Genomic DNA, 19,013 nt, shown 5'->3' with positions numbered 1-19,013 from the left:
ATCAGACCTGAGTCGTCTCGCTGATTAGTGACCACCGGCCCACCCGCAGGCGCTCCGTCTTTACGGGTGAGACAGGTGATTGATGATGTGCTGCTTGTGGTCGAAGTGGTCGTTTCTACTGTGGCACGGTCTTTCCAAGCGGCGTCGGTGACGCGAAGGATGATTGGGTCGCCGCGCTTGGGCAGCCGTGGTTAGTAACCACATTCTGCCGGATCGGCTAGAACGCTGCAGGTCAGCAGCCAGAGTCCGCCTCTAGAAGGCCATGTGAGACGACTCAGGTCAGACGCGCGAGCGCAGCTCGCCAATCGGTGTGCCGTCCGGGAGTTTCCAGAAGGTCCAGCCATTGACGGACCGCTGACCGGTGAGCCTGATGGCTGCTTGCGTGGGGCTGTCGAAAGTTCGGCCCTGCCAGCGGAGAAATCCACCGGGGCCAATCTCTGTGTGGTATCGGTCTCCGCGATAGACCCCGTACAGGCGCATCCCGACTTCCAAGAGGCCTGAATCAAGCATTTCTCCCAGGACTTCAGCTCGACCGTAGAAGGCACGGCTGCCGGTCTGTGGATCTCCGGGTCGCCGGGGGCGGGGGACGTGCGCGACCGCTTGGGCGACCGGATCGCTGAAGGGTAGGGCCGGCGCTGCTTCGGCGGTGGAACGGATCTCGGAGGCTTGAACGCCCAGGAGATGACGTAGGCGCTCGCGCATGGTGGCGCGACGGATCTCGTAGAAGGTCGGGAAGTCGGCGAGCGTGGGAGGCAGGTCGTAAAGGTCATGTCCGGCGAGCCAGGCGTCGCGAGCCTGTGGGTCCGAGAACCGGGTGAGTACCCATTCCAGCGGCAGCTGTGCCTGCTTCTTGGCGCTGTCCGCGCCGGGTAGCAGCTGAAGGTTAGCCAGCCGTTCGACCTGGTCGGTGATCTTGTCCCATTGGCCTTCGGGGATGCCCTGGTCACGCTGCTTGGCCCGGGTGGCCAGGCTGCGAGGGAAGATATGGTTGACGTGGAACTCGCTGCGCACGTCGATCCAGTCGTACAGCAGGGTGAGCAGCGCGAAGGTCCGCTTGCTTCTGTGCGGGGTGTCCAGAAGATCTTCGATCAACTCGGTGTCGAAGGTCAGCGACTTTCCGCGTCGGGCGAGTTCGGCCTCGATGGCCTCCACAGGGAAGCGGCCGTGTGAGTCCCGGATGATCTGATGCAGGGCGCGCAGGACCTGGTTCAGAGCACTGCCCCAGATCCCGGGCTTGAGGAGCGCGCGGATCATCCAGTGACGGATGACGGCTCGGTCTGCGCGTGCGTTTTCGTCCGTCGAATGCACGAACGTGTCGTCCAGCTTGCGGGTGAAGACGTAGTCGGCGATGGGGACGAGAACGCTGTCCGCCGAAAGCGTCGATTCGGAGAACCCGAACGATGCGATGAGTTTTACGGCTACCCGCAGAGCCCGGTCGACGTCGTCCCACTTCTGGTCGAGGACGGCCATGTTGTTGGCGGTGAAGTTCCCGACGGCGAAATTGATGTTGCCGATGTCTGTGAGCACCAGGCCGGATTTGAGCACGAGGTCCTTGGTGAACCGAAACCCTGGCCAAGTGGCGTTGAGTTCGTCCACCAGGGCGTGAATCTCCTCGCGGGCATCACGGCCGGTGAACTGGGCGGTGGCGATCGACAGCAGCAGGTCGCTCTTGGTCAGCTGTACGCCGCCACTGTTGACCCGCACGAAGATGTCCAGCACACGGGACAGGCTCTGCTCGCGTTCCTCGAAGTAGTTGATCGCCGGGTCTTCGTGGATGGAACGCCAGAGCCGGTTGAGCACATGGAAGGCGCGTTGACTCGTCAGGTCGTGCCGCTGGATGTAAGCGAAGATTTCCGGCCCGTTGTCCGACAGATGGAGAACGTCACTGACGCGGTACCAGTGAAGCGTCTCTGGGGCCGCTTCAGCCTGGGCCGGGGTCAGGAAGGAGAAGGAGTACTGCACGTCGTCGTCTTCGCCCGGTTCGTAGAGCAGATCGACGTACAGGTACTTGACGGGATAGGCCTCCAGCGAGTTCGCCCGCCGCCCCGGCAGTTTGTGGGCCAGGCTCCCGTGCAGGCCGATGTTGAGGGTGCTCAGCCGCTGTTGGCCGTCGAGGATGGCCGTCAGTGCACGCGGCTGATCAAGCGAAACCCGGTCGTTGTGCCGGTGGTTGAGTTCGTGCCATTCGCGCATGAACTCGTAGAAGGTGAACTGCTGGGACTGCTCGGCCGGTACTGACCAGAACAGGAACGTGCCGATCGGGTAGCCGCGCAGGATGCTGTCGAACAGGCGGGTCATCCGCTCCGGTTCTTGGGCCCAGACCAGTTCGCGTTGGATCGCAGGGAGCAGGTACTCGTTGCTCCCGATGCGTTCCAGCGTCTCCTTGATCGTTATCGGTGTCTTGTAGGCCATGGCGCGTTCATCCTCCCGTTCGTGCAGCCTTGTCAACACCTCTGGGATCACTCAGCGGGATTGCCAGAGGTAGTCGAAGTGATGGAAAGCCAATTGTTCTCCGAACTGGCGGAAGTTGTCGTCGACGTTGACGATCAGGACCTCGTCGGAACCGCCGTTCAGAGGGCCGCGCAGGCCACGCCCGATCATCTGTTGGTACAGATTGGGAGTGAAGGTAGGCCGGGTCACGTAGACGGCGCGCACAGCCGGCGCATCGAAACCTTGTGCGAAGACCCCGTAGTTGGTCAGGACACGCAGCTCCTTCTTGCGGAACTGGTCTACGTAGTGGCGGCGCGCTGCCCTGTCTGTCTCGCCCGAGACGGCCATTGCTGGAACGCCTTTATGGCTCAGGACCGCGGCAAGAGCGCGAGCGCTGTCCACCGAGGGCGCGAAGAGCAGGACAGTCCAGTCGGAAGGAAGTTCGAGGATGGACTCCACGATGGTGCGGTTGCGTCGGTCGTCCTTTCCGAGCCGGTCCTGTAGTGAGGGGGCGACGCGCCGGCGTTCCCGTAGCTCGCGCAGCTCGTCGGCGCTCAGGTCGATCTCGGCGCCTTGCAGAACTTCGTGGCGGACCCTAGCCAGAACGCCCATTTCCTGGAGCTCTTCGTGAGGGTCTCCTTCGAAGGCGTCGTCCGTGAGCAGATTGCTGTCGTACCGGCCGACCAGACGCTGGGTCTCCTCCGAGCTCACCCCGCGGAACGGTGTCGCGGAAAGGCCGATCAACGGTTTACCGGATGCGCGGGAACGTCCGCGACCCAGCCATTCCAGAAGAGGGGTGTAGGACTGCGAGATGGACGTGTGAGCCTCATCGATGATGACGACGCTCGCCTCGCGGAGCCAGCGGTACTCATCGCGCCGGAAAATGCTCGTCATCTTGTCGTCCGTGGCAACCACCACGTGGCAGCCGTCCTCGTAGGGTTCGGCGTCGTTGCCTGCCCAGAGCCTGCTGACTCGTAGCCGCTCGGGTGGTCCCACGGAACGCCAGATGAGGGACCAGGTCTGCACGGCCTGCTCGCAGAGCTCGTCGCTCTGAGCCAGCCACAGAACGGGGCCACTGAGGCCCTCGAAGGCCACTGCACGAACGACAGCCTCCACCGCCACCCTGGTCTTACCTGCGCCGGTAGGCAGCGAGACCATGCCCCGGTGGTACTTGTCCTCACCGCGAAGGACGCGTCGGATCCGGTCGGCCACGCGCACCTGGTACTCGTGCAGGTCCGGCAGCGGCACAGGGCCGTCGACATCGACCATGGCATCGCGATTGCCGCCGCTGAAGCCCGCCAGTTCCGCATCAAATCCGAGGTCGGTCACATACCCGCGGGCCTGCCCGGAACCGGCCCACCGGCTGGGCGGTTCAAGTCCTCGTCGTTCCAGGGCCGTCTTGAGGGTCGTGAGTACCTCAAGGCCTAGCGCTGCCCGTGCGGCAGCCGCCAGCTCCACGCCACGCAGGGGTCCCTCGTCTTGCTCGATCAAAGTGATCGCAGCCGCGGGTATGGCCCGACGCAGTTCGTCCTCACCGACCGCAAGCAGGAGGCGCTCGTCGTCGCTCTTTGCTTCGCGGACACCCTTGGTGCGATGGCGGTTCGCCGAGCGGCTGGACTCGTGAACGATGATCTGCTGGTAGGCATCGCTGACCCCGAGTCCCAGCTCAGTGTTGATCCGGTTCAGCAGCGGACCGAGTTCCAGGTCGACGGTGTAGATCTGCTCCTCGAGCAGGAGGAAATCCCTTCTCTGGGTCTCCTGTCCGCCCGGTGTGACTCTGCGGAACTCGATCTCCTCGCAGGGCACTACTTCGTACTGGTCCAGGGGGTCGTTGGTGTGATCGCGCAGCGCCGGCAGCAGGTCCAGCAGCGGTAATGGATCCCGGGACGGGACGTGGTGAATCGCGGAGGTGATGTGACGAGCGGCCGGTTCGAGACCCCATGCGGTGTGAAGTTCTTCGGCCTCAGCAGCGTTGCTCACTCTCACCACGGCGATTCCCTGCTCGCGCAGGATGTGGAAGTCTTCCGTGGTCGCTACGGCACAGGCCTGGGTCGTAGGAACCTCACGTTGGCCGTCAAGGTCCTCCGCCCAGAGAGTGGTTGGAGGATCAGTGTGTTTCACCGCCAGCGCGTACAGGCGACCGCGCTGATCGGTGGACATTTGCTGAGCCCTGCTGAGCAGCAGTTCTGACCACGCCTCGGGGGTCAGGTCTTCGAGCCCTTGCATCAGCTCGCCCAGGAGCAGGTCGGCTGCGCGCGCCACGGGGAAGAGGTCTTCCGGCAGGCCAGGGACAGGCGCGAATGCCTGCCTGGCCTGTCGCGGTCCGAGGGACGTGGGGATGCGGCCGTGTTCGAGGACGAGTGCGATCACGGGGTCCGCGACTGCTTGTTCCGGTCGTCCGGCGGCCCGGACCTTCCAGACCGCCGGACGTAGGAACGCCAGGACGATGGTAGTCATGGCTTCCCTCCCGGATTCGGAAAGGGTGCTGAGCAGATCGAGGTGCGAGGGAATCAGGTGCTCGTCGACAGACACGTTCTCGGGCTTGGGCACGCTCACTCCCTTGGGCAACCCGTGCCGGTAGGCATTAACCGTGTGTTCCCGCCACGTGTCGAACCACTCGTCGTCCAGACCAGGTGCCCGCAGCTCCGGGCGGTCGGACATGCCGATCCCGCGCAGGGTCCGTAGGTTGCCTCGGTGGAACTGATTGTCCAGGCACCCATGTCCGTCGCTCGCGCTGCCTTCGGGGATGACCGATCCCGGTAGCAGGATCTGCGAGGCGTATTTCCAGTCACCGGTCTTCGTCTTGACGAGGCAGTTCATCCACGGGTCCTCGATGTGCTCGCCGAGGATTTTCTGGACGAGATCGCTGTCGATCTGGGCGGAAGCTCGCCAGAACTTCTCCCACTGGCTCGGATCTGGACGGTCCAGGTCCATCCCACCGAGGATCGAGTGCAGAGTGCCGGCCAGGTCCAGCTGCGAGATGCCCAGCATCTCGAAGAGCTCGACCACGTCCGGGTCCTCGATGAGGTCCGGGTGGACGAACGATGTGGTGGAACTGGAATCGCTCGTTCCGCCGAGGAACACACGGCCCTTGATCGGCGGGACGAGACTGCCGTCGGTGGTCAGGACGATGGCGGCCGACCGGCACGCCTCCAGAAGTTTGGGCTCTTCGCGAATGATGCGCCTGGCCAGGCGGAGTGAATTCTTTGAGCCAACGACAGGATCCGGCCCGGAGGTCAACGCCTGCAGCCATTCTGCGATCGTGGCCGTCTCGTCCGAAGCAGCGAGCCGTGCCACCTTTGCTCTGCGCTCGGCTGCTCCGCGATCATCGATACTATGGTGGACCCATTGCGCCGGGCGGGGAGCTCCCTCCAGCCAGAGCGCTTTCCAGGAGTCTCTCAGAGCCTCTGGATGCACTCTCAGCTCGTGCGGGAGGCGAAGTACGCCCAAAGCATCCGGGATGCAGGCGGTTCGTTGCAAAGATCTGACCACTGGTCCGTTGAGGACATCGTCCGCCCATGAACGGCTCTCCCGTCCACGCGCCGGATAGACGTCCAGGATGCTGGCCGGATCCTTGTGGTCGATTAGGTCGGGCACACTCGAAGCTACGAGCTTGGGCAGGACGTCTGTCAGTAGTTCCTCGTTGAAGGTCCCCTCGATCAAGGTCTGACGATCCGGGCTGAGCTTCCATGGGGCGTTGATGATTCCGCCCAGAGTGGCGAACGAATGCGTGGGGAAGAACGCCCAGAGCCGTCCGATCCCGGTGCGGTCCTCCGTGGGCACCGCCCAGACCATGCGGATGTGGTCCCGCTTGGCCATCTTTCCGGCGTCCGAGCGTGCAGCTGAGGATGGCTTGTGTTCCTCGATCCGCACACTCCAGTAGCTCAACTTTCCGTCGACGGACAGCACACGCTCGCTGCCTTGATCGGAGATGACGGCCAACTGCCGGACCTGGCCGCCGTCGCGGACGTCACGCAGCACCAGGGCCTGGATCTGCGGGCTGAAGAGCAGGAACTGGCCCGGGAACTCCGTGAAGTCATTCCTGAGCCAGTCGCTGCTCTCACGCAGGCGCAGTCTGACCACGGTCGTCGCCCAGGACATCAGCTCATTCAGGTGCTCGTCCTGCTCTGCGATGTCGTTCGGGTCGAACGGCTCGGGTAGCCGTAGGATCGGCCACGGTCCGACGATCGGGCCCAGCACGCTCTCAAGTTGCTGCCGAGCTGACTCGCGCTCGAACCGGATCGAGAGCGAGCGCGAGATGATCTCGACCGAGTCGGACAACTGCACGACCGACTTGAACCCGAGTCCGAAGCGTCCGATCTGTTGGTCGGCCTTGTCCGACATGTTCGAGAGAGTCAACGCATCAACGCCGGCCGGTGTCAGCGGTGTGCCTTCGTTCGCGACATACAGGAAGTCTTCGGTCAGCCGAGCTTCGATCCGACCTTGTCCCGAGCCCTCAAGGCCGGCGGAGGTCAGGGCGTCGGCCCCGTTCTGGATGAGCTCCAGGAGCTGCTTGCGTCCGTAGCCGCCCTGCGCCGTCACCAGCTCGATGTTGGCGTGCTCGGTGACGGACTTCGGCTTCTCCCGGTAGGCCTTCAGCGACCGCTCGATCTCGTCCCGTAGGTGCTGTGCCAGCGGGCCGTCCGGGCCGTCCCAGCCTTCCAGGGGCATACGTGTTCCTCCGTCGTCGTGAAGCGCTCTCCATCCCCTTCACGAAGGTCACCACGGCTGGACGAGCGATGTCGGCGCTCTTGGGTATCGGCCGTCCGAGGGGCGGACATCACCGTCCAGGCGAGGCTCACCACCGGTCGGAGTAACGGCGGCTGCCCGCAGATCCGCAGGGCGGTGCGCCCACCCTGCGGATTGATCAGGCGAAATAGGCGGGAACTGTCTCGCTTCCTCCGCCGACAAGCATCGCTCGGTCCAGGAAACTGTTGCCGTTCTCGCAACTGACCTCGGGCAGCAGCAGGCAGGAGTGGCAGGCGGCCAGGTTCAGGCTGTCCGCCCCGGCGGCGTCGGCCTCCATGCACAGTGGGTCGGCCGAACACCAGCGCTGGCGTTCCAGGAGGGCATCGAAGGTCCGCGTGATGTTGCGCAGCTGGCCCAGTTCCACGAGCCCGCCCAGACTGCCCGCCGCGTCGCTGGTGGCGGTGTAGATCAGCAGGCCTGCCATGGTGTCCGAGACGAACAGGCGTTCCCTCATCGAGGACGCCGGGTATCCGGCTTCCAGGGACCACTCGTTGATCAGGGCGTGCGCGAGGGTGTGAACTGTCACGAAACGTGCGCTGACCTGTGACTGGGGCGCATCTTTACCGCGCGGCGTGCGGCGGTTCAGAAGCTCCTGGTGCCGCTCGCGGATGCGCCCGGCCCTCGAAGTCGGAGCGACCTGCTCGGCCCAGGTCTGCAGGAGTTCGTTGTTCAGCCGAAGGAAGACGCCCTCACCCGAGACCTCGAAGCCGGGCAGCCAGGGAAGTTCCTGTTGGGACAGCTTGGCCTCGCGAGAACGGTCCTCGGCAGGCGAAAGAGCCTCGATCCTCGTGAACGACTTCAGCACCCTCACCTCGCGCAAACGGTTCACGAGCATCACCTGTTCGATCCCCGGGGGCGGTGTTACCTGCTCGTGCCCATCCGGGTGGACGCATTCGAACATCTGGTCGGGGTCATGCGGATCAGGTGTGCTCGGGCGTGAGAGCTGCTCGAACTCCTGTTCGCGCAGGACGTCGGACGCCACGAAACCGGACAACGCAGAAGGGTCATCGGCGTTTCCGGCTTCGAACTCCTCGTAAGCCTTGACCGCAGCGATGATTTCCTCGGGCGTGTACCGCTTGAGCTTCGGCTCGGCCTTGTGGACCTGCTTCGCAACGACGGCCTTCTCACTGTTCGAGGTGTCTTGGAACAAGCCGTAGTGCGGTAGCAGTGCGGCGTACAACGTCTGGGAGAACGGTGGGATGGACAAGGCAGAGGCGATCACCGGAAGCCAGGCCGAGGACGAGCCTCGCTGCAGCACCCGGGCCGGTCGGTCGCATCCCTGCTCATTGGCGTCCTTGCCCAGCCACGGTCGCCGTCCGCGGCAGGTGTACCGGATCGCCACCATGGCCTGGCGGCCCATGGCACCTTCCATCGAAGCCGATTCGCCGCAGGAGCAGCTGATCAGGATGGAACGAAGCGCCGAAGTCCGTCCAGTGGTGGTCAGGCTCAACCGCGACTTCGGAGAGTCTGGGCAGTGGCCCCCGGCGTGCACCCATCGCCAGTACGGGAAATCGTCAAGGTGCCCGTTCTCGCAGGCCACGACGAAGCGTGACGGGGTCAAGGACTCGTTGCACGCAGAACACGTATTCTTGCCTGCGGGCGGAGCGAAGTCCTTGCGTAACCTCAGGTTGTTCTCGCACTTGCCCGTCTTGGAGTCACCCCCTGGGCAGGAGTACCACTCCGGAAAGATGCGGGCTCGGACGCCGTCGCCGTTCTCGCCGTCGGGAGGAAGGCGGAACCCCCGGGGCGCCCGTAGCCTGGTCTCCAGGCGGAACTCCCGAAGGAACGCCTCGTCCGGCTGCGGCTGAGGCCAACTGTCCAGTCCGCTGACGACATAGGACTGTTCGCCGGCCGCCAGCATCGAACCTATGCCGTAGGTGGTGACGAGCTGGCTGCGGCGTACCTCCCCGACCTCCCCGATCGGTCGGGATGACTTCTCTGTAGTCTGAAACTTCTTGCGCACGGCCATGTTCTCATCGCTCCAGGTAAACGGAGCACTCGACGTCGACGTCGCGCATGCTCCACATCGTGTCCTGCGCATTGACCAGGTCGTCATCCTGGCCGAACGCCTTCAGTAAGGCAGGTCCGCGCTTCCCGTTCCAGCTCTTGTTCCCGGCTTCGTAGACCAAAGGATCGGAATCGGCCCGATCAACCCAGTCCTGTAGGAAGTCCTCCAGCTCTGAGCGGACCGCATCGGCCAACTGCTTAATGTGTTCGTCCTGGCTCAGGTTCGAGGACGTCCTGACCCGCTCCACGATCTCGTCCACGACCTGCTGCGCCTGGGGCAGGAAGTCGGCGATCTGTGCGGCGGCCGCGTTGGGACGGGCTTCGGGATGACGTAGCCGCAGCAGGCCCACGAGGACAGCGTGCAGTGCCCGGTCCCGTGCTCGGGAGGCCCACGGGGTGACACTGGTCGACTCCACCTGACGGTAGAGCGCGGAGTGGTATCCGGCGAAGTTCTCGTAGTGCGACCGGTCACGTGACCGGTTTGAGTTCAGCATCACCAGGACCAGGCCGGGGTCGCGCCGGCCGACCCGACTGGTCGCCTGGATGTACTCGGCTGTCGCCTGCGGCTGCCCCATCACGGCCATCAGGCCCAGCCGCTCGACGTCCACGCCGACCGAGATCATGTTGGTTGCCAGCAGGACGTCAATCTCGCGCTCGCTGCCGTACTCCTCGAACAGTTCCTTGAGATACTCTGGGATCTTGCTGGAGTCCTTGCGGCTGGTCAGTTCGGACAGGTTCTGGACCAGGCGCATGTCGACCTGGTCCCGGAAAGCCAACTGCTGCAGTCGCTCATCGACGTCGGAGTTGACTTGGAGCTCGGCGGCCGAGAGTAGGCGCAGACTGTTGAAGTAGCCGACCAGAGTCCAGTAGGCGTCTCTGACCCGGTCTGGGCCTTCGAGCACCTTGGCATGGTGCAGCAGAGCCGCGTAGGTGCGGATGAGCAGAGTCGCCTGGCTCGTGCTGGAGGTCATCACCCCGACATACAGGCGCGTCGCCTTGTCCTCGCGGGATCTTTCGACAGCGAACCAGGAATCACGGGCGTCGAGCCCGGCCGGTGGGAACTGTCGCACGCGACGGTCGAACAGAGCTCGCCCCTGCTCATCGGCACGACGGATGGTCGCGGTCGAGGCCACGATCTTGGGGCGCTCGGCCGCGATGTCCACCGCAGCTTCGTAGAGTCCGGCTAGAGATCCCAGAGGCCCTGAGATCAGGTGCAGTTCGTCCTGGATCACCAACTCGGGCGGCGGTGTCCCCTCAGGGGCGCCGGCCCGGTTGAACAGGTTCGCGACTTCTCCGCGCCAGGCGACCTGGGCGAACTTGTCGGCCGTGGCGATCAGCAGGGTCGGCCTGGCGGCATAGATCGTCTCGTCCACGACGTGCACCGGAAGCCCGTCGTGGAACGTGCACCGCGGGTTGGGGCAGGTGATGGACAGCCGGTTCAGTTCGCTGATGACTTGGTAGTCGGTGTGGTCCATCTCGTGACCGCACCAGGGGCATGTGCGCAACTGGACCGGGTTGAGTTTGGTCAGCTGCTTGCGGTCGGCCAGGGCAGCCAGGCTCGTCTGGGCCTGCGCGAGCTTATTGGGGGTGGCGGCCTTCCCCACCCACATACCGATCGACATCTCCTCCTCGCCCAGAGATGAGGTTTCTCGGCGACGGACGTCCTCCATGGCGCAGATCAGTGCTGCTGCTCGCTCGAACTGCTGCAGGGTCAGCAGTCTGAGCGTGTACCGCATTAGGACGGTGACCCCGCCCCCGGTCTGGGGTTGTCCACGGCGAGATGCCCGGATCCTTCGCAGGAATGTTGTGAAGGCGACCAAACCCAGGTAGGCCTCGGTCTTACCACCGCCGGTCGGGAACCACAGTACGTCGGCGATCTCGCGGTCCTCGTGTTCCGGTTCGACGATGCCCCGCAGGCACAGCAGGAAGAAGCCGATCTGGAAGGCCCGCCAGCGTGGGGCGGAAAGGTCAGGTTGACCTTCGCCGCCGTCACGGATCCAGACGGTCCGGGCCCGTTGCTCGGCCATGACCTGGTTACTCAGACGGAAGGCCTGCCAGATCTCGGGGCGGGTCTCGTCCCCGAGGATCTGGATGCCGGTCTCCATCCGGGCCAAGGTCTCCCGGCAGGCATCGACCTGCTCCTGTGCGACCTGGGCGAAACGAGAGCCCACCAGGTCGCGTTGCTGGGCCGTGAGGTCTCCATCGATCCAGGTGCGGTAGCCGGCGACCAGAGAGGTGAGCGCGTTCAGGACCTCGGACTTCTCGGCCCGAGCGAGCCATTGCATCCGGGGGACGTCGACCGCGGGGTTGGCGTCGGTCAGCATCAGTTCGTGCAGCGGCACGAGAGCTGTGGAGACCTCGGCGCAGTGCGCAGTTCCCCCGACACCTGCCTTACCCGGCGCCGGGGGATCCCAGGTCCACCGAGCGGCGCAGGCGTGACCGACAGCGAAAAGTGGTGCGTGCCGGTAGAACATGTCACTGCGCCGCGTCTCGTCGTCGGTGGCGGCGACCCGTGGACGCTCGGCCAGCGCCGGGGCGCCACCCTCGACCGTGATCACGATCTGAGGCTGGAAGAGGCAGGAACCGTCCATGAGGACGTCACGGGCGACCTTCGCCCGGTTGATGAGTGAGACGGTGACCGAGACGATCCCGTCCAGTGCCGGACGGCACCGGACCCGGACCTCGGCGTCCACGTCGGGGAACGGAAAAGGCTGGTCACCCGGTGTCGAGACATCGACTGCAAACGCCTCCGGGGTCCACGGACGCCTGCGCCAGCGGTACTGCGAGGTCTCGATGGTCCTACGCTCGGCGCGTCGAGGCTCCACCGGCTCACCCTTGCTGTTCACGGCCTCGTAGCGTCCTGAGCTCACCGTGAGAAGGACACGGGTTGCCTTGGCCAGATCGACCGCGAACGTCAGGCCCAGCGCCGAGGGGAGAACCCGGTTGGCCAGAGGGACCGCGTCGTCGACGACATCGTCGCGTGCCTCGTCGCCAGCGGTCTCGTCGAAGTCCTGGACCGCGTTCTTGATGCCCTGGCCCAGGTCGGCCTGCGGGTGCAGGACACCGACGACGTAGGCGTTGGCGGGTTCCTCCTCGATCTCTTCGTACTCGCCGCCGGCCGGTCCGACCAGGTCCTCGGTCACCCGCTGGGCCAGCTGGGCGCGGAAGCGATAGTGCTCGCCGTGATCAGCCACGGTCGTCCTCCTCGGACTTGTCGAACGTGAAGCGCGCCAGACCGGTCAGGCGTGGCGCCAGCCAGATTCCCGATGTTTCGAGGCCGGCTCGGTTTCCGGCGGCCTCTCGTCCGGCAACGCTTTCCACCTGGGCGATACGCACGCAGCGAAGGGCTCGTGGAACGCGTTTGCCGAGCCCCAACCATCGGGTCATATCCCGCCCGAACTGCTCGGACGTAACCCCGATGCCCTGGCCACGGTGGGTGATTGAGTAGACCGGCCCTCCCATCGGTTCGAGCCCGACGATGTCCAGGTCCACCTCATCGCCAGCTGCCACCTCGTGCTCGAGGTATTCCTGCAGAGCCGAGGCAGAGCCGTCGAGCAAATACGTACCTGCCGGGTCCTCGACATGTACGTCACCCGGTCCGATCTGAAGGCCGGTCCGAAAGTATTTCTGCCTGCCGGTTCTGCCCCATCGGTTCGTGCCGGGTGCCTGCCTGACCGCGAAGTCCCAGCCGGGCTTACGCAGCGCCAGACGCAGGATGTTCTCACGGGCCCGAGTCAGACCGACGTAAAGAAGACGGGCTTCCTCGGCAGGATCCCAGTCCGGTCGATCCGGCTGTGCCGCTCCCGGGTCCGTCACGATGACCAGGTTGAACTCCAGGCCCTTGGCGCGGTGCATGGTCGAGATGACCACGCCTTGGGCATCCGGGTCCTCCCGCAGCTCGTCCGGAAGACGTTGCTGGGCGATGAGCTCGGAGAGTCTGGACAGGTCGAGGCTGCGTCGACCGGAGGCCGGCGCGGCCCGCAGCAGAAGCCGCCACGCGGTTTCTACGTCGGCCTGCGGGGCAAGATCGTCGAAGGCCTCGCGGGTGAGGACCCGGACACCGGAACGGAACAACCGAGCGATCCAGGCCGGGACGGCCCGGTCCCGGAAGTCGCCACGCAACTGATGGGGTACGCCTTGCTCATGCAGAGCATCGGCGACCTGCAGCGCCTGCCCGTTCGTCCTGGTCAGAACCGCGCAGTCCGGCGTCTGACGCAGCAGGTCCGCCAGCATCGGTTCGTTCAGCGACTCGATCGCGAGTCGATCCAGGAGTACGTCGCGCAGGTCTGCATACAGCCGGGACGGGGTGAGCGAGGATCGTCCCTCAGCCATCGAGAGCAACTGCGGTGCGAGGGGCAGCGCCGCTTTGGCGACCGTGGTTCTGGCCCGGAAGTTGTCGCTGAGCTCCAACTCGAGCAGGCCGCTCCCGAACTCTTGGCGCAGGCCACGCAGGAAGGCTCCGGTCTCTGACGCGCGCAGGGCGAGCTCGGTCTGAAAGCCATATATGGACTGGGCCAGGTCACCCACCACGGTGAAACCCAGCTCCATGCGGTGCAACAGCGACTCCACCAGAGCACGGCGGGCGCCGACGAGGTCCTGGGTCTCGTCGACGAGGACGTGCTGGATCTCGGACAGGTAGTCGTCCGCCTCGCCGGAGCTGATCAGCTGGGTGGCCTGGGTGATCCGCTCCTCGAAGGAGGACGAGGCCCAAGCGCCCTCGGGAGCGACGTTGACCAGCAGTTCGAGGGCCCAGCTGTCGAACGTCTTGGCCCGGGGCGGACGTTCCTGGCCGATGAAGGCCTTCTGCAGCCGGGCCACTGCTGCCCGGGAGAAGCTCAGCACCAGGATGTTTCCCGGTGAGACGTCCAGTTCTGAGATCAGCCACTCGACCCGCCGGGCCAGCGTCGTCGTCTTGCCGGCGCCCGCGCACGCCGTGACCACGGCCAGTGCGTCTGCCGGTAGCTGCACGACCTTCGTCTGTTCGGCGGTGAGGTCGACCTGCTCGCCGTGACCGGTCACTTGTTCCCCCACAGGTGGTCGAACTGGCTGAAGGCCAGTTCTTTGCCGAAGTTCTCGATGTTGTCCTTCACATCGAGGATCAGGCATTCCTTCTCGCCTCCGTTGCGTGGGCCGCGCAGACCTCGACCGATCATCTGCTGGTACCGGATCGGGCTGTAAGTCGGTCGGGCGATCACGACCGCACGGGTGGCCGGAGCGTCGAATCCCTGAGCCAGGACGCCGTAGTTCGTCAGGACCCGGATGCGTCGCTTGCGGTAGTCGTCGATGCGCTGTCGCCGCTGGCCGTCCGGAGTGAAGCTGTCGATCACACCCGAGGCGATACCGAGGCCGTTCAACTCCGCAGCCAAGTAGCGGGCATGATCGACCGAGGTGGCGAAGACCAGGATCTGCCAGTCCTTGTCCAGGCCCTTGATCTCCTTGATCAGTGCGTCGTTACGGTCCTGGTCACGGCCCAGCTGTCGTTCGACCTCCGCCGGCAGAATCTCGAAGGTGTCGGCCTGATCTAGCTGCTCGGCCGAAAGGCTTACGGTCCCACCGCGGATCTGCCGGTGCTCGACATCCGCCAAGATGCCCTGCTCCCGCAGCGCTTCGTAGGGATCCTTCCCGCCGAAGACGTCCTTACCCAGGAGACGATCTCCGAAACGCTTGCGTAGCGGGTCGGACTCGTCGTCGTTCGTCCGGTAAGGAGTGGCACTGAGCCCGATGAGGGGCCGGGCTGTGTGGCGGTGACTGATTCCCAGCATCTCGAGGATTGAGGTGTAGGTGCGCGAGATCGCCCGGTGCGCCTCGTCGACAATCACGAAAGCGGGATGCTGGAGCCACTGGTAACCGGGCTGCTCGAGGCGTCGCACCAACTGGGCGTCGGTGGCCACGACGAGGTGGGGGTTCAGCTCGACCCGCGAGGCGTCCCGCCCACCCCAGAGTCGAGCGATGGACAGTTTCTCGGGCGGTCCCACCTTGGACCAGACGAACTTCCAGCTCTCCACGGCCTGTTCGCACAATTCCTCGGACTCGGCGATCCACAGGATCGGCCCTCTGAGGGGTTCCTGTTTCGCCACCCGGATCGCGGCCTCGACCGCGACGCGGGTCTTGCCGGCGCCGGTCGGCAACCGCAGCATGGCCCGGCTCGGGGTGTTACGGGTGAGGACCTCAGCCATCTCCTGAGCGATCAGCTCCTGGTATTCGTACAGGCGGGGATAGGCCGTCGGTCCTTCCACCTCCTCGAAGTCAGGCACCTTTGGTGGTTCGAGGCCCGCGAACGACTCGGGCAGTCCCAGCTCCGCCACGAAGCGACGGGTGTTGGTCTGGCCGGTGAACGAGCGCGGGGCATCGCCCATGCGCTGGACGATCTCCTTCTTGTGACGGCTGAGCAGCCCGTCCCCGTGTGCGTCCAGGGACAGCTTGGCGACCTCGGCCGGTCGAGCCTTACGTCCTGCACGGCGCTCGTGAGATTCCAGGAGGCCGCCGGGGAGGCCAGCCTTCAGTCCTTCCTCGCCGACCAGTTCAAGGATCTTCTCCTCCCGTGACTCCGCGCGCATGGCACGACGTTTGACGTCCGACTGGGCCTGGCGGGCCTTGCGCTCCAGCACGGTACGACGACCACTGTCGCCGAGCCCCAGGCCCAGAGCGGCGTCCAACTGCTGCAGGAGATGATCGTCGTCCGCGGGCTTCAGGACGCGAACGACCTCGCCCTGCACGACGTAGGGGCGATCCTCGGAGCGTTCCCCGTTCGGTGTGCGCTTGATCTCCTGCAGGGCCTCGCACTTCACCAGCGTTCGGCGTCCGACGAGGGATCCCTTCATCTGCAGGTAGGGGAAGATCTCCAGGATCGGGACCGGATCGGACTCGTCCACCGCCTGGATCCGCTTCTCGATCACCGAAGCCGCGCTACGCATGCCCCAGGCCTCGATCATCCGGGCCGCGCTGTCGGAGTCGGGGGCCAGGAGCGCTGGCAGGCGTTCGGCCCGCAACTCCTCGTACTCACCGGCGTCGCTGGTGACCGTGATCTCATCGTCCGGGAACTGGTCGCTCCAGTCCTCACCGACGCGGCAACGGGTCGCCACACCTTCGGGCCAGTACGTAGAGCCGGTCAGGGTCAGCGCGTAGGCCTGCCCCACGAAAGCATCGTCGGTGCTGGTGACAGCTCTGCGCAGCAGGTGTTCCCACACTCGCGCAGGCACGTCCTCCAGACGCGCCGGAAGCGAGAGAACCTCTGCCACCGGGGTCGGGACGTCGGCGACCGGCAGCATGGCCGAGTGCCGGGAAAGAGCCGGCGACACACAGTCGCGCACCCGCAGGACCCCTTCCTCCGTCTTGAGATACCCGTGCCGACGCGCCATCCAGACCAGCGGTGAGGGCAGGGGAGCAGCCGTGCCCTTCTGACGACCCACCTGACGTTTCCATCGCGCGATCAGCCCGCGCTCCGGCAGCGCTCGCAGGAAGGCTGCTCGGCCCTCGGGCGAGAGGCTGGTCAGGAAGTGCAACGGTCCCGCCGGTGCAGCCCCTTCCACCTGCATCGTGCTCACCTGGGGCCGGGCCTCATGAGCATCGAGGCCGGCCACGTAGGCCTTCCACGCGTACTCGCGATAGTCCTCGAACCAGGGCTCCTCGTCCGGTGTCTGCGCATCGACGGGCCCGGCCAAGGCACCCAGGAGCCCGAGTACGTGACGATCGGCCACGTGGTGCTTGATGTCGATGGTTAACGCGGCATCGGGGCCACCGGAGCCTGGGACGACAACTCCCGGCAGCAGACACTGCCCGATCTCGCGGAACGTTCCCGCCAATGTGGCGACCTTGAATCGGGCACGCGCGGGCGAGGGGATCCGTCCGAGCAAGGATTGAAGCTGTTCGACCCCTACGGACCGGGTCAAGCTCCAGAAGGCTTCCCACTGTTCGTCGCTCCAGCCCGCGGTGCCCTGATCGAGCAGGGCCGCGAGGCGCCCGGCTCCGTCGGCCTCCCTGATACCCAGCAGATCCAGCGCACTTCCCAAGCCGAAGGCCTGAGCGATCTCGTCGTGCACGTACACCAGGTCCTCGGCGAGGGCGTCGCTGATGCCCTGCCGACGGAAGACCTTGCCTCGCACCGGACGGACCAGGCCGTGGCTGTGGGTCAGGACGATCTTGGCCTGCACCGCCTCGGCGGCCAACGGACTGCTGGTGCTCACCATGCGCGCCACCATCTGGACGGCCACGCTCGAGGAAGCGGGGTTTTCGTCGGCGACCAGGGCCTCCAGCCATTCGGTGACAGTCGCAGGTTCCCGGCCCGCACGACTCATGATCAGGGTCACCCGAGCGCGCCGGTCCGTCGCCTCGGTAAGTGGGTGAGTCCAGTCCCGGGGACGGTCCGGGTAGGCGGCCCAGGCCTTCAGATACTCGTCCAGGAGGTCTTTCGGCGGTTGGCGCAGTTCTGCCGGCAGCCGGAAGCGGCCGTCCTGGTCGATCACTGACGGTTCGTGGGCCGCTCGCGCATAGATGGCGGCCGTCAACCGCTCGTCGGCGAACTGGGGCGCTTCGCGGCCACGACCAGGCAGGTAGTCCAGGTAGAGACCGGGGTCCTCGTCGGTCGCCAGCATGGGCAGAGAACTCACGACCAGATCAGCTGCAGCCTGCAGCAACTCCTCGTTGAAGGCATTGCCGTCGAAGATGGCCTGACGGTCCTCCGAGGTCTTCCACGGGGCGTTGAGGATTCCACGCAGAGTGGTGGCGAACTTGGTGGGGAAGTAGGACCAGAAGACACCGCGGGTTCTGCTGCGTGCCGCCGGAACGGCCCAAGCGATCTCCACCTCGTTGCGGTTGTGCAGCTCGCCGGCCGCCTTCATGGCATCAGGACTGGGACGGTGCCGGTGGCGGAAGACCTTCCAGCGGTGCGTCGTGTCGTCGCCGTTGGCCTGCTCTTCCTGCAGATCCGTCGTGACACCGCTGACCTTCTGATCGATCTGGCGGGTCACCGGTGCGCGCCCACTGCGGTCCTCAAGGACGACCGATCCCACGTGAGGGGAGAAGAGCAGGAACTCCGCCGGGAACTGCCTTAGGTCGAGGGCGAGGCGGGCCACGGCCTCCGCTTTGAGCGGCAGACGCACCACCGTGGTGGCCCAGGACATCAACTCGTTCAGGACCGGGTCCTGAGCCCGCCGGGCGTCGACGTCGAGAATCTGCGCCATACGCAGGACCGGCATCTCGTTCGCGTCGGGGGCAATCTGCAGGATCGTCTCCCGCGACCAGGCCCGGTGAAAGCCGAAACCGAACGAACCCTCCGCGTCCTTGCTGAAGAACTGGGGAGCGTCGGTCACCGTGAGAACGGACTTGACGCCCACCCCGAAGCGGCCGATCTGCCCGCCCCGTTTCCGCGAGACGCTCAGCCGGAGAATGGACTCCGCCCCCTCGGGGGTGACCGGGTCTCCCTCGTTGGCGCAGTAAAGATTCTGTGGTGTCAGGACGACGTGAATGGCGCCCAGCTGGGTATTGCGCAGCTCGTCGGCGCCGTTCTGCACCAACTCGAAAATCTGGCGGTCGCCGTAACCGCCCTGGGCAATCCGCCGCTCGCCGTTGGCATGTTCCTCGATCAGCCCTGGGTCGGCCGCGTATGACGCTAGGACCCGCTCATTCTGTTCGGCCACGACGTCCAGAACACGCCGGATCTCCTTGTTGCCCGCACCGCCCACGACCCGCGTTCTCCTCTCACCTACACCGTGTGATGCACGCTAATGCTGAGCACCGACAAGATGGCCTACAGGGGTGCGTCGATCCCTCAACCACTCCGATCGGGCACCCCTGCTGACGTCTTGATCGGCCGTATGAGTCGCACAACC

Annotated in this window: 6 protein-coding genes; all 6 read right to left on the bottom strand. The window is 65.3% G+C overall.

Annotated features, from left to right (window positions below; all coding sequences use genetic code 11):
- Positions 1 to 279: 279 nt before the first annotated feature.
- The 6 genes from LR394_RS39745 to LR394_RS43510 all read right to left on the bottom strand — a co-directional run bounded on the left by LR394_RS39745 (position 280) and on the right by LR394_RS43510 (position 18,866).
- Positions 280 to 2,463 carry a GmrSD restriction endonuclease domain-containing protein gene (locus LR394_RS39745; protein WP_231449900.1) on the bottom strand — a complete coding sequence of 728 codons (2,184 nt, stop codon included), beginning with the start codon at positions 2,461 to 2,463 and terminating at the stop codon, positions 280 to 282.
- Positions 2,464 to 7,101 carry a DEAD/DEAH box helicase gene (locus tag LR394_RS39740; protein ID WP_231449899.1) on the bottom strand — a complete coding sequence of 1,546 codons (4,638 nt, stop codon included), beginning with the start codon at positions 7,099 to 7,101 and terminating at the stop codon, positions 2,464 to 2,466.
- Positions 7,102 to 7,297: 196 nt separating this feature from the next.
- Positions 7,298 to 9,148 (bottom strand): DUF1998 domain-containing protein, encoded by a 1,851-nt coding sequence (gene drmB / locus LR394_RS39735; RefSeq protein ID WP_269330544.1) that lies wholly within the window; start codon positions 9,146 to 9,148, stop codon positions 7,298 to 7,300.
- 4 nt (positions 9,149 to 9,152) lie between these two features.
- Complete coding sequence (locus LR394_RS43515; RefSeq protein ID WP_231449897.1) at positions 9,153 to 12,380, bottom strand: helicase-related protein; 3,228 nt, start codon at positions 12,378 to 12,380, stop codon at positions 9,153 to 9,155.
- Positions 12,373 to 14,205 (bottom strand): UvrD-helicase domain-containing protein, encoded by a 1,833-nt coding sequence (locus LR394_RS39725; protein WP_231449896.1) that lies wholly within the window; start codon positions 14,203 to 14,205, stop codon positions 12,373 to 12,375. Before LR394_RS39725 ends, LR394_RS43515 begins: the two co-directional genes overlap by 8 nt.
- The gene (locus LR394_RS43510; protein WP_231449895.1) at positions 14,202 to 18,866 is read right to left on the bottom strand and encodes a DEAD/DEAH box helicase; all 4,665 of its coding nucleotides are present in this window, start codon (positions 18,864 to 18,866) and stop codon (positions 14,202 to 14,204) included. Before LR394_RS43510 ends, LR394_RS39725 begins: the two co-directional genes overlap by 4 nt.
- Positions 18,867 to 19,013 lie beyond the last annotated feature (147 nt).

It is taken from the genome of Kineosporia babensis, assembly GCF_021129305.1.
In the GTDB taxonomy this organism is placed as follows: domain Bacteria; phylum Actinomycetota; class Actinomycetes; order Actinomycetales; family Kineosporiaceae; genus Kineosporia; species Kineosporia babensis.
The sequence above is the reverse complement of the archived record's forward strand: the minus strand, read 5'-3'. Positions and strand labels throughout refer to the sequence as shown.